This is a genomic window from Photorhabdus antumapuensis, assembly GCF_020387775.1.
Lineage (GTDB): Bacteria > Pseudomonadota > Gammaproteobacteria > Enterobacterales > Enterobacteriaceae > Photorhabdus > Photorhabdus antumapuensis.
This window is the reverse complement of record NZ_JAHZMK010000017.1, coordinates 15,722-28,223: the sequence shown is the minus strand read 5'-3', so window position 1 is coordinate 28,223 and position 12,502 is coordinate 15,722. Positions and strand designations below refer to the sequence as shown.

General features: G+C 39.9%; 10 protein-coding genes. 6 read left to right on the top strand and 4 right to left on the bottom strand.

The genetic code is table 11. The annotated features are described in order from the left end of the window. Window positions 1–77: 77 nt before the first annotated feature. Window positions 78–1,343, top strand: a complete 1,266-nt coding sequence (locus KZ793_RS07500) for a hypothetical protein (protein ID WP_225814792.1) — start codon at window positions 78–80, stop codon at window positions 1,341–1,343. A 9-nt stretch (window positions 1,344–1,352) separates the two neighbouring features. Next, the gene (locus KZ793_RS07495; protein WP_225814791.1) at window positions 1,353–1,979 is read left to right on the top strand and encodes a tetratricopeptide repeat protein; all 627 of its coding nucleotides are present in this window, start codon (window positions 1,353–1,355) and stop codon (window positions 1,977–1,979) included. A 278-nt stretch (window positions 1,980–2,257) separates the two neighbouring features. On the opposite strand, the gene KZ793_RS07490 is transcribed toward KZ793_RS07495, so the two are convergent. The 3 genes from KZ793_RS07490 to leuO all read right to left on the bottom strand — a co-directional run bounded on the left by KZ793_RS07490 (window position 2,258) and on the right by leuO (window position 6,175). Further along, on the bottom strand, window positions 2,258–2,824 hold the full coding sequence (locus KZ793_RS07490; RefSeq protein WP_225814790.1) for an RBBP9/YdeN family alpha/beta hydrolase: 567 nt from the start codon (window positions 2,822–2,824) through the stop codon (window positions 2,258–2,260). A 369-nt stretch (window positions 2,825–3,193) separates the two neighbouring features. After that, window positions 3,194–4,993, bottom strand: a complete 1,800-nt coding sequence (locus KZ793_RS07485) for an AMP-dependent synthetase/ligase (RefSeq protein WP_225814832.1) — start codon at window positions 4,991–4,993, stop codon at window positions 3,194–3,196. Between the two features lie 237 nt (window positions 4,994–5,230). Then, window positions 5,231–6,175 (bottom strand): transcriptional regulator LeuO, encoded by a 945-nt coding sequence (gene leuO / locus KZ793_RS07480; RefSeq protein ID WP_225814789.1) that lies wholly within the window; start codon window positions 6,173–6,175, stop codon window positions 5,231–5,233. Between the two features lie 955 nt (window positions 6,176–7,130). Here leuO and leuA point away from each other — a divergent pair. Genes leuA through leuD form a run of 4 tightly spaced genes read left to right on the top strand, consistent with a single transcriptional unit; the run spans window position 7,131 to window position 11,812 of the window. Then, complete coding sequence (gene leuA, locus KZ793_RS07475; RefSeq protein ID WP_225814788.1) at window positions 7,131–8,693, top strand: 2-isopropylmalate synthase; 1,563 nt, start codon at window positions 7,131–7,133, stop codon at window positions 8,691–8,693. A 2-nt stretch (window positions 8,694–8,695) separates the two neighbouring features. Beyond that, entirely contained in the window at window positions 8,696–9,787 is a 1,092-nt protein-coding gene (gene leuB / locus KZ793_RS07470; RefSeq protein WP_225814787.1) for a 3-isopropylmalate dehydrogenase, read from the top strand. A 1-nt stretch (window position 9,788) separates the two neighbouring features. Further along, window positions 9,789–11,210, top strand: a complete 1,422-nt coding sequence (leuC, locus tag KZ793_RS07465) for a 3-isopropylmalate dehydratase large subunit (protein WP_225814786.1) — start codon at window positions 9,789–9,791, stop codon at window positions 11,208–11,210. After that, window positions 11,207–11,812, top strand: a complete 606-nt coding sequence (gene leuD, locus KZ793_RS07460) for a 3-isopropylmalate dehydratase small subunit (RefSeq protein WP_225814785.1) — start codon at window positions 11,207–11,209, stop codon at window positions 11,810–11,812. The genes leuC and leuD overlap by 4 nt, the downstream gene beginning before the upstream one ends. Before the next feature lie 372 nt (window positions 11,813–12,184). Here leuD and KZ793_RS22535 read toward each other — a convergent pair whose 3' ends face one another. After that, window positions 12,185–12,295 carry a host cell division inhibitor Icd-like protein gene (locus KZ793_RS22535; protein ID WP_225814831.1) on the bottom strand — a complete coding sequence of 37 codons (111 nt, stop codon included), beginning with the start codon at window positions 12,293–12,295 and terminating at the stop codon, window positions 12,185–12,187. Window positions 12,296–12,502: the final 207 nt, after the last annotated feature.

Here is a 12,502-nt window from a genome sequence, read left to right as displayed (position 1 = left end):
ACAAAAAGAACCAATTCAGTAACACTTTATCTGGAAGATAAGAATTATTTTTTAAATCAATGAGGAAGAAACCACATATGCCTGATGAAGCACTACAACAACCTAAACATAAAACAGTAGGAATATTTGAAAACTATCAAGAAATCATACCTGACGATAAACTTTCATACTTTGAAAACGAACCTTCTATAACTTTGCATGTAGCTCCCCAAGGTGCTCCGGTAGTAGAAGAAAATGGACTCAATATGGGTAAATCACTTACGGGTCATGTTTTCTATACTATCAGAAACAAAAACCCCAAAACTGGCAATTTTGAGTCCATTACCGCAGGGTTAAGTCCGGGAGAAGATTGGGACACCGTTAAAGACAATTTGTCGTTTAATGACCATATACGCTACCCTACCGCCTCATCACTAACAATAGTATCCCAAAACCTTCAATTCTTAATGGACCTGGATATGGTTTTTCAGAAAACTATTGATTACCGGGATGGAAAAACACAACCACCATCCTATAATGTATTAACAAGTAACTGTATTGATTTTGTAAAAGACACGTTTCACAGAGAGGGGGGACATGCTAGTTACTCTGGCATTACTCTAAACTTAGAGAAGACTCCTAATCAAATACTCAAGCAACTTTTCCCAAACCCGAAAAAAGTTACAAAGACTTACAGAACACCACTGGTAATTGATTTAAATGGGGATGGAGTTCAAACAGTAACCAGTGAACTAGGAGTGGTATTTGATTTTAACGGCCAAGGACAGAAAGTCAATACAGGCTGGGTCGATGCAAATGATAGCCTATTAGTCTGGGATAAAAACAATGACGGATTAATCAACCGTGGCTCAGAATTGTTTGGGGAAGATTCCCAACTGTCATCTGGAGAAAAAGCACAACATGGTTTTATGGCTTTAGCTGATATAGACAGCAATCAGGACGGTATTATTGATAACCAAGATGTAACTTGGAACGCATTAAAAATCTGGCAGGATAGGAATTTAGACGGACTCAGTACCCCAGATGAACTTAAAAGCCTTGAGGAAACTGATATTAAGTCTATGCAGCTAAACTATCAAGAGATCAATTATTTTGACCTACAAGGTAATTACCACGGACTGACATCTACCGTCAACTGGTCAAATGGATATCAGACAGAGATCACGGATGTCTGGTTCAAACAGGATCCGGTATCTATATACGAAGCTAAGCTCAGTAACGAATTGCATGATCTGATTAATGCGATGGCCTGCTTTGTCAGCCAGCAAACAGAAGAAATTAACAGTACTATCTCTTCCGAGACAACACCGATTCAGCTTCTTACCGTCAACCTGATAGGATAAACTAGTAGAATGAAATATATACTTTTACTGATAATCGTATTATTTACCAATGCATGTGCAGAACCGATGGAAAAAAATGTTCCTAGAACTGTATTTGGTGGAATTAAATATACAGGTATGGTTAAGGAACTTCCACTGAAAGTACCGAGAACAGTTGAAGAGTTTCAGGAACTAGAAAAACAAGCTCAGAATGGTAGCGCTGATGCCTATTTTTTATTAGGAAAACTTTATACTGACAATTCATTAAAAGAATCAGAAAGGGATTACCAAAAAGCCATAGCGTATTATGGCAAGGCATTAGAGTTAGATAAAAACCATGCGGAATCTTTATATAATCTCGGTATAATTTATAGTTTTGGTTATGGAGTACAAGAAGATCAAATAAAAGCTAATAATCTACTTAAGAGAGCCGGAGATTCTGGAATAATCAATGGATATCAGATAATAGGGGTAAATTATTTACATGGCTCAGGGAATAGCCCACAAGATTTAGAAAAGGCATATCATTATATTAAAATAAATGCTGAAAAGGGCACTGTGGAAAAAGGAATATCTCAAGAAATAATAAATAATTGGGATGAATTCTTAATTCTTATGGGATATCAACCCATCCCATTAGTAGAAAAAAGTAACTAAAAATATACTTATATACCTAATAGATTTCGAGTTGCAGCGCGGCGGCAAGTGAACAAATCCCCAGGAGCATAGATAACGATGTGACTGGGGTGAGTGAAAGCAGCCAACAAAGAGCAGCTTGCAAGATGAAGGGTATAATCCCGCTCTGTATTCAGAGCGGGTTATTTTACAGTAGATAAATAATATTTTGACAACTTATTTAAAACACACAAAGTCCATCATAATTACATAAAACATGAAAAAACCTATCACATTCATTTATATAAATAAATTCTGATTCACAACATTGAATTATCTTTTAATACCTTTTCTAGCCTAGGAAAAACAGTAAAACCGTCGCGATCTAAAAAGTGCCCGCCATCGGGGAAACCATATAATTCAGCCCGGAGCTGCTGACTTAAACTTAATGTAAACTGTGGAGGTACAATCTCATCATTAAGCGATAATATCACTATTCGCTGATTTATTTTTTGCATGAGGGGACAAAAATCCAAGTTCTCCTGAGTAAATATACTTAATTCAGGTAAAGTTGATAGCTTTTCATAAAATCCTGAAATCAATACAATCCCCCCAATATTTACATTATCAGGTAAAGATGCGATGTAACGGAGTGTGGCAATACAACCCAGGCTATGCCCGATAAAAAGCGTTTTTTCATCAGGATTAGGCACACTTTCCTGCAACTTTTCTTGCCATAAATGAGGTGAAGGAGCATGAGATTCAGGCATTTCCGGCACAATCACATGGGCATTTAATCGTTCATATTGACCTTTAAGCCAAGGAAACCAATGATGATCAGGAGTCGCCATCAGACCATGAACAATAACTATATTATCAAAATTCATCAATTCACCTAATTATACAAATTATATTTTATTTACCATACAAACTTTACCATTATCTTATTAATATATTTATTACAGGAATAGCATAATATTGTCAACCAATATATTCTCTATAATTAACCAAGAAAACAATATTAATTTAATAAAACTATATTCATTCAATCTGTAATATTTAATAATTACAGATTGATCTTAGAAAATATAATTTATCTGTGATTTTAAGGATGAACTAAAGCTTATTCTTCCAATATTAAAGTCTTAAAATCTGGGTATTCCAGGGAAAAATCCAAAACGGGATATTACTACAATATCCCCCAGATTTCCCCTGAATAACCGGTAACACTAACTCTTTGTATTAAATTCTAAAAATCAATCCTGATACATAGATTCAATTTCTTTATGGTAACGCTGCATAATAATTTTTCTCCGCAATTTCAGTGTTGGAGTTAATTCACCCGTTTCCATTAAAAATGGTTTTGGCAGTAATATGAAACGCTTTACTTGATCGAAATGAGCAAAGTTTTTCTGCATCTCTTTCAAGCGTTGCTCAAACATATCGATAATCTGACTATGGCTCAATAATTCAACCCGATCATGATATTTGAGATTAATTGATCTTGCATATTCTTCCAATGCTTCATAACAAGGCACGATAAGAGCGGATACAAATTTACGGGCATCAGCAATAACAGCAACATGCTCAATAAAACGATCTTGCCCTAGCGTACTTTCAATCATTTGAGGAGCAATATATTTACCATTCGATGTTTTCATCAAATCTTTCAGACGTTCAGTAATAAACAAATTACCATTTTCATCCAACTTACCGGCATCACCTGTACGCAACCAACCGTCTTGAGTAAATGCCTTGGTGGTTTCTTGCTGATTATTGAAATAGCCTTTCATCACAATTGGGCCACGCACTTGTATCTCATCTTCCTCACCGATACGGACGTCAATACCAGGCAATGATTTACCAATAGAACCAAGCAGATAACCTTGCTTTTCCCAACAGGAAACCGTGGCACAAGTCTCGGTCATACCATAGCCATATTTGATATTTATCCCAACAGCGAGAAAGAACAAGATAATCGTTTCGTCCAGACGTGCGCCAGCAGCAGGTAAAAACCGAACTTTGCCCCCCAACACATTCCTCAATTTACTCAACACCAATTTATCCGCCAGTCGATGCATTGCCGTTGACCAGGGACAGCTTTTTTTACCTTGCAACTGACGTAAAAACTGACGCTCACCACATTTAATCGCCCAGTTAAATAATTTTCTGCGATGCCAAGGTACCTGAGAAACCTTTTCAAAAATCACACTGTAAATTTTTTCGTAAAATCTCGGCACTGCACACATCACTGTCGGGCGAATATCCGCCATAGCCTGACGAACAAAATTAGTATCAGTCAGATAAACATTTTGTGCGCCTGTATGCATCACATAAAAGCTCCATGCGCGTTCGAAAACATGGGATAACGGCAGGAAACTCAAAGAAACATCCTGATCAGTTAATGTCAGGCGATGATCATGTGAATACAACTGATAAGCTAAATTACGGTAATCAAGCATAACACCTTTAGGCTCACCGGTTGTACCGGATGTATATATAACCGTAAAAAGATCGTCCAGATTATGGTTAGCAATACGAGTTTCCAACTCAGACTGATGTTGTAATTTATTATCAGTCATAAAGTCGGATAAATACTGTGCTAATGAACAATCGCGCAAATCGACTGATTCATCTAATACTATAATGTGACTTAGCTGAGGACATCGTCCTGACAAAGTGACAGCAACATCATACTGCACCTGCCCACCAACAAACAGAATACGCACACCGGCATCATTAAGAATGAAACCAGCCTGTTCCTGACTACTGGTTGCATACAAAGGAACAGTCACTGCCCTGAGTTGTAATACCGCGATATCTGTCAATGACCACGCCATGCTGTTATGTGCAAAAAGGCCAATTTTTTCCTGTACATCAACCCCAATCTCCAGCAATGCCCGGCTAATGGCTTTTGTCTTTTTGTCAATATTATTCCAGCTTAATTCGAGTTGTTCATCTGAAGACCATTGGCGAAAAGCAATTCTCTCTGGGTTTTGTTTAATTTGTTGCTGCAACCGGTTTATCAAGTGATAAGGATGTAAATTTTCAGTTATCACAATTCTTTTCCTGTTAGAAAAATTTTCTTCTCATTAGAGAAAAGCAGTGGCTTTATTCTCTAATAATGCTTTTTTGCATCAATAATTCGCTTTTCAGCTTACAGATGTTAGCTATTTTCCTTGCAGTCTACCTATTCCTGCACAACAGGAAAAGAATATTTATCAAAAGTTGATAAATTTGTGATAAAATGAAAAACTCACTACCTGTTTATCCAATAGTGAGTTTCAAGTTAATTAACTACCGCTAAGTTGGCTCAACAGCGATTTCATCCACTGATGCCCCTTATCTTTTGTTGTAGATTCGTGCCAAATCAAATAGCACGGACGGCTTACCTTATCCCATGGTAATGAAACAGCTCTTATTGCTAATTGTTCACTATAGTGCTCAACCAACCATTTTGGCGCAATCGCCACCAAATAGGTTTGAGAGACAATATGCAACACACTATTCAAGTCGGTACCCTGATAAACAACCGAGCGCAGACGTTCCCCACCATCATAATAAGGAACGCTAAATGAACATATATTATCCAATGATACAACTGCATGATGTTCCTCATACAATTGCTGCTCACTAATACTATTTTCAATTCTTGGATGATGATTAGAAACAACCAAAACCAACTCATCATTGAATAACGGGTAATGATGAAAATCCATACGTTCTAGCTGGGTATAGCTAATGACAAACTCAGTTTCCTGATATCTGAGCTGATGTTCAATATTATCATGCAAATATGATCTAATCGTCACACCCAGATTGGGTGTATTTTGTTTTACCTGTTCAACTATTTTTGCAGCCAGTCTAATATCTAGAGGGCTACAAATTGAAAGACTAAAAACCCTATCACTATTATCAGGTTCAAAACCAACCCCAGGTAACTCATTATATACCAGTTGTAATGCCTGGCGGACTGGACCAAATAATTGATGAGCTCTTGCCGTCGGTTGTATTCCACGCCCATAACGCACAAATAATTCATCATTGAACATGAGCTTCAAACGAGAAACCGCATTACTGACAGCCGGTTGTGACATTCCTAATATCTGTGCCGCACGTGTTACATTCTGCATTTGCATAACTGCATCAAAAACAGTCAGCAGATTGAGATCCACATTACGTAAATGAATTTCATTTGGATCTTTTTTGGTTGCAGTTACTGAGGTGTATTCAGCCATTGTTTAACTCCACTAAACTCATGCAGATGATCCCGACTAATAACAAAACATCGGAAATACCTTCATTTATTACTCAGATATTACGATGACTCTACTATTAACGAGATCAATTGTCTTAATCATTTCGATAACAAATAATTAAGACTCATCCTTGTACAAATCTGAATACGCATAGCTAACCAGCGCATCCCCTTATTAATGTTAAAAATAGATAATCTCAGTTAGTAGAAAATGTAGATGCTCATTATTCATTTACAAAAAAGTACAATTTTGTTAACAATTTATTCACCCTAGTATTCCGTATGTGATGATAAATCAAAGAATGACCCAATTCATAATAAAATTACTGAATTATTATTATTAAACAATTTTATCAGAGTCATTATATTATGAAATTATTTTTTCAACGATATATAACATAACTTCCTATTTATACCTATTTGTCAATGACAAATGATGTTTTTCGGAAAAATACAAATCGACTTCCAGCTCATCACACGAAAAATACTTAATTTTAATTAATCAGTATAATGCGCTATTTTTATATAAATCTGAGCTTATCACTAAAGTCAAACCCGAACAAAAAAGGATAAAATAAAATCTTTTTAAATATAAACAGATCAACACTTCAATTTACCGCCATGAGAAAAGTAAAACCAAGAATCATATGCCTAAATGAATTCTTGACATCACTTTTAAGATAACGTATCAATAAAAGCATACGAATCACAAACACTCATTAATACTACTGAAAGGTTGGATCGATATGATTCACTCAATTTGTCTACTAAGCCTACTACTCATCGTATCTGATATGCGCGGTATGCTGGTGGACAGAAAACAGAGTTGATTCAAAACAGAGTTGGTCCAAACCAGACATTAACAAGAACCCGCGCCATGCGCGGGTTTTTTTTACCTGCTGGGCGCAAAAAATAACCATGAGAGGAACGTACATATGAACCAGCAAGTTATTATCTTCGACACCACGTTACGTGATGGCGAACAAGCATTACAGGCCAGCTTATGTGTGAACGAAAAACTCCAGATTGCCCTGGCCTTGGAGAGAATGGGTGTTGATATCATGGAAGTCGGTTTTCCAGTTTCCTCTCCTGGTGATTTTGAATCTGTACAGACGATCGCCAAGCAGATAAAAAACAGCCGTGTTTGCGCCTTAGCCCGTTGTGTAGAAAAAGACATTGACGTGGCCGCAGAAGCGTTAAAAGTTGCGGAAGCTTTTCGAATCCACGTTTTTTTAGCCACTTCCAATTTACATATTGAATCCAAGCTGAAAAAAACATTCGAAAATGTCATGGAAATGGCAGCTCAATCAATCAAACGAGCACGTCGTTACACTGATGATGTCGAATTTTCCTGTGAAGATGCGGGTCGTACACCTATTGATAATCTGTGTCGGATCGTTGAAAACGCTATCAAAGCAGGCGCAACGACTATCAATATCCCAGATACTGTCGGTTACACCACGCCATATCAATTTGGCGGCATCATCACTAACTTGATCGAACGTGTTCCTAATATCGATAAAGCGATAATATCCGTCCATTGCCACGATGATTTGGGGATGTCTGTCGCCAACTCGATCACAGCAGTACAATCCGGAGCCCGTCAGATAGAAGGGACGATAAACGGTCTGGGTGAACGTGCCGGTAACTGTTCACTGGAAGAAGTCATTATGGCGATTAAAGTCCGTCAGCAACTGTTAGGTGTTTATACTAATATCAACCATCAGGAAATTTACCGCACCAGCCAGTTGGTCAGTCAATTATGCAATATGCCGATCCCCGCGAATAAAGCCATTGTTGGTAGCAATGCATTTTCCCACTCATCCGGAATTCATCAGGACGGCGTACTGAAAAATCGTGAAACTTACGAAATTATGACACCAGAGTCCATCGGCCTGAAAGAAATTCAATTGAACCTGACTTCCCGTTCCGGTCGCTCCGCAGTGAAACACCGTATGGAAGAGATGGGATATCAGGATAAAGATTACGATCTGGATAGCTTATACGAAGCCTTTTTACGTCTGGCAGATAAAAAAGGCCAAGTGTTTGACTATGATTTGGAAGCCTTGGCTTTCATCAATTTGCAACAACAAGAACCAGAATTTTTCCATCTGGACAACTTTAATATCCAATCTGGCTCCAACGTGATGGCAACAGCCGCTGTACGTTTAGTGTGTGGTAAAGAGGTGAAATCAGAAGCTGCCACAGGTAATGGCCCGGTAGATGCGGTCTATCAGGCAATCAGTCGAATAACTGAATACCCAATTGAACTGGTTTCTTATCAGTTATCAGGTAAAGGCCAAGGAAAAAATGCACTGGGTCAGGTAAATATCGTTGTTGAATGCTTTGGGCGTCGCTTCCACGGCATGGGATTGGAAACAGATATTGTTGAATCTTCTGCCAAAGCAATGATTCATGCTCTGAACTGCATTTGGCGTACAGAGCAAGTTAAGAAAGAGAAACAACGCATACAGCAAAATACAAAGGAAATGGTGTAAACATGTCGAACAATTATCATATTGCAGTTTTACCCGGTGATGGTATTGGCCCCGAAGTTATGGCACAAGCCTATAAGATATTGGACGCAATCCGTAAGCGTTTCAATATCCGTATCACCACCAGCGAATATGATGTGGGTGGGATTGCTATCGATCGCCATGGCTGTTCACTACCGGCAAAAACCGTAGCAGGTTGTGAACAGGCTGATGCCATATTGTTCGGCTCAGTGGGAGGGCCTAAGTGGGAACATTTACCACCAGCAGAACAACCTGAGCGTGGTGCACTGTTGCCATTACGCAAACATTTCAAATTATTCAGTAACTTACGCCATGCCCGCTTATATGCCGGGTTAGAGGTATTTTGTCCTTTACGCAGTGATATTGCCGCCAAAGGCTTTGATATTTTATGTGTCCGAGAATTAACCGGCGGTATCTATTTTGGTCAACCCAAAGGACGTGAAGGCCAAGGTAAATATGAACGTGCCTTTGATACTGAGGTTTACCACCGTTTTGAAATCGAGCGCATTGCCCGTATAGCCTTCGAATCCGCTCGCAAACGTAATAATAAAGTTACATCTATTGATAAAGCAAATGTGTTGCAGAGTTCCGTATTATGGCGAGAAGTTGTTACTGAGATTGCAAAAGCGTATCCAGATGTAGAAATCAATCACATGTATATTGACAACGCCACCATGCAGTTAATTAAAGATCCGTCTCAGTTTGATGTGATGCTGTGCTCCAATATTTTCGGCGATATCTTATCTGACGAGTGCGCCATGATTACCGGTTCAATGGGTATGCTACCTTCTGCCAGCCTGAATGAAAAAGGTTTTGGCTTGTATGAACCCGCTGGGGGTTCTGCACCAGATATTGCCGGAAAAGGTATTGCTAACCCGATAGCCCAGATCCTGTCTGCCGCTTTACTGTTGCGCTATAGCTTAGGTCACAATGACGCCGCTAATGCGATTGAACAAGCGGTTAACTACGCGCTGGAACAGGGCTATCGCACAACAGATTTAGCCGGAGACGGTAAAGCAATTAGCACTGATGAAATGGGCAGCGCTATCGCCCGTTATATAGCCGAGGATGTTTAACATGGCTAAGACTTTATATCAAAAATTATATGACGCTCATATTGTCCGGGAAGTACCGAATGAAACCCCGTTACTCTATATTGATCGTCATCTGGTTCATGAAGTAACCTCCCCGCAAGCTTTTGATGGTTTGCGTACTAAAGGCCGCCCAGTGCACCAGCCAGGTAAAACGTTCGCAACAATGGATCATAACGTATCCACGCAGACAAAAGATATTAACGCCTGTGGTGACATGGCACGTATTCAAATGCAGGAGCTGATGAAAAACTGTGCCGAATTCGGTATCACATTGTATGACCTCAACCATCCCTATCAGGGAATTGTTCATGTGATCGGACCGGAACAAGGCATGACCCTGCCGGGAATGACGATCGTTTGTGGTGATTCCCATACCGCAACGCATGGCGCATTCGGCTCGTTGGCCTTCGGTATTGGCACTTCTGAAGTTGAACATGTACTCGCCACCCAAACCCTGAAACAAGCCCGTGCTAAGACGATGAAAATCGAAGTGATGGGTGATGTCGGCGATGCTATTACCGCCAAAGATATCGTTCTGGCGATCATCGGCAAAACAGGTAGTGCAGGTGGTACAGGGTATGTGGTGGAATTCTGTGGTAAGGCGATTGAAGCACTTAGCATGGAAGGCCGTATGACCTTATGTAACATGGCAATTGAAATGGGCGCTAAAGCGGGTTTAGTCGCACCAGATGGAACCACATTTACTTATATAAAAGGCCGTCAGTTCTCACCCAAAGGAGAATTGTGGGAACAAGCGGTTGCTTACTGGAAAACACTGAAATCCGATCCCGATGCACAATATGACACGGTTGTTACTATTAACGCGGAAGAGATCTCCCCGCAAGTTACATGGGGAACAAACCCTGGACAAGTCATTGCTATTGATCAAACCATTCCAGCGCCGGAATCTTTTAGTGATCCTGTTGAACGAGCATCTGCTGAAAAAGCACTGGCTTATATGGATTTGAAACCCGGTATTAAGCTAACAGATGTAAAGATCGATAAAGTCTTTATCGGCTCTTGCACCAACTCCCGGATTGAAGATTTACGGGCTGCCGCAGCTATCGCACAAGGCCATAAAGTTGCTCCTGGAGTTCAGGCAATCGTTGTTCCCGGCTCAGGCCCCGTTCAAGCACAAGCAGAAGCAGAAGGTTTAGATAAAATTTTCATAGCGGCCGGTTTTGAATGGCGTTTACCTGGATGTTCCATGTGTCTGGCAATGAATAATGACCGCCTGCAACCCGGTGAACGCTGCGCTTCTACCAGTAACCGCAACTTTGAAGGGCGCCAGGGACGTGGTGGACGCACCCATTTGGTTAGTCCAGCGATGGCAGCAGCAGCAGCGATTAATGGTCATTTTATCGATATACGCCACCCAGCACAGAAATCGTCAAGGAGAGAATGATGGAAAAGCTTATTCAACATACCGGTTTGGTTGCTCCTTTAGATGCGGCAAACGTTGATACTGATGCCATTATTCCCAAACAATTCTTGCAGAAAGTCACTCGTACAGGGTTTGGTCAGCATCTGTTTCATGACTGGCGTTTTCTTGATGATGCAGGACAAAAACCTAATCCTGAATTCGTATTAAATCAGCCTTGTTATCAGGGTGCCAGTATCCTTCTGGCTCGTGAAAACTTTGGTTGCGGCTCCTCCCGTGAACATGCACCTTGGGCACTAACGGATTATGGTTTTAAAGTTGTTATCGCCCCAAGTTTTGCGGATATTTTCTACGGTAACGCGTTCAACAACCAGTTACTACCAGTAAAACTGAACGATAAAGATGTCAATGAGCTATTTGAGTTGGTTCAGCAAAACAAAGTTTGTCGTTTTACTGTCGATCTAGAACAACAGAAAGTCCATGCTGGCGATAAAAACTATGATTTTGAAATCGATAGTTTCCGGCGCCACTGTATGATGAATGGTCTGGATAGTATTGGCCTAACATTACAACATCTGGATGCCATCATAACCTACGAGCAAGAACAACCCGTTTTCCTACGTTAATTTTTCCTTTATTGATTTATCCCGTAGTTTTTTACTACGGGATTTTTCTATCGGTGTCAAAAGCAAGAACAATACCACCACGTCTATCCTGCTAAACGGGCACTACACCTTTCTCAGAGACGGGAAAGAAATCGACCTGGATGCCATGATTGCGAGGCTTAAGCTAAAGTGACGGAAAAATCTGGGGTTCCGACGTACAACCCCTATCCGGCTCAAACGAAACATGGCCAATATAAGCAGCAATTATTTGGATAAAGTTTTAATCGCTGGCTTTAATGCGATGGCAAGAAATGAATATTCACGCTCTCACCCTGATTAACCTTCGAATTTGCGCTAATAATGACGCAAATTCCTCGGACTGAACATTGTTAATCATGTTGCACCCCCGAACGGCAGGCGGGCACGGAAAAATAAAACACACTGTTGGGATAATTGACGGCGGGCTTCGCGTTCTATGCGAGCTATTACAATGAGAAAATGAATATGATTTTTTTATCGTTACGGAATACTGCTGCAAATTTATAGGCGTGCATTGCAGAAACTTCATTCAGCGTTTTATATTGCTGCCAGCAAGTTTCCGCGCTTGGTCACAAATTTATCTGCGACGCATTTAACCTACCCGAATCTAAACGATAACGTCAATAAAATTTATCGAAAATAATTGTTAATTGTGTCACAAAACTCCATTTT

Excerpts from the sequence above, each read along its gene's own strand:
- KZ793_RS07500 (WP_225814792.1), top strand. The coding sequence starts at position 78 with ATGCCTGATGAAGCACTACAACAACCTAAACATAAAACAGTAGGAATA.
- KZ793_RS07495 (WP_225814791.1), top strand. The coding sequence starts at position 1,353 with ATGAAATATATACTTTTACTGATAATCGTATTATTTACCAATGCATGT.
- KZ793_RS07490 (WP_225814790.1), bottom strand. The coding sequence starts at position 2,824 with ATGAATTTTGATAATATAGTTATTGTTCATGGTCTGATGGCGACTCCT.
- leuO (WP_225814789.1), bottom strand. The coding sequence starts at position 6,175 with ATGGCTGAATACACCTCAGTAACTGCAACCAAAAAAGATCCAAATGAA.
- leuA (WP_225814788.1), top strand. The coding sequence starts at position 7,131 with ATGAACCAGCAAGTTATTATCTTCGACACCACGTTACGTGATGGCGAA.
- leuB (WP_225814787.1), top strand. The coding sequence starts at position 8,696 with ATGTCGAACAATTATCATATTGCAGTTTTACCCGGTGATGGTATTGGC.
- leuC (WP_225814786.1), top strand. The coding sequence starts at position 9,789 with ATGGCTAAGACTTTATATCAAAAATTATATGACGCTCATATTGTCCGG.
- leuD (WP_225814785.1), top strand. The coding sequence starts at position 11,207 with ATGATGGAAAAGCTTATTCAACATACCGGTTTGGTTGCTCCTTTAGAT.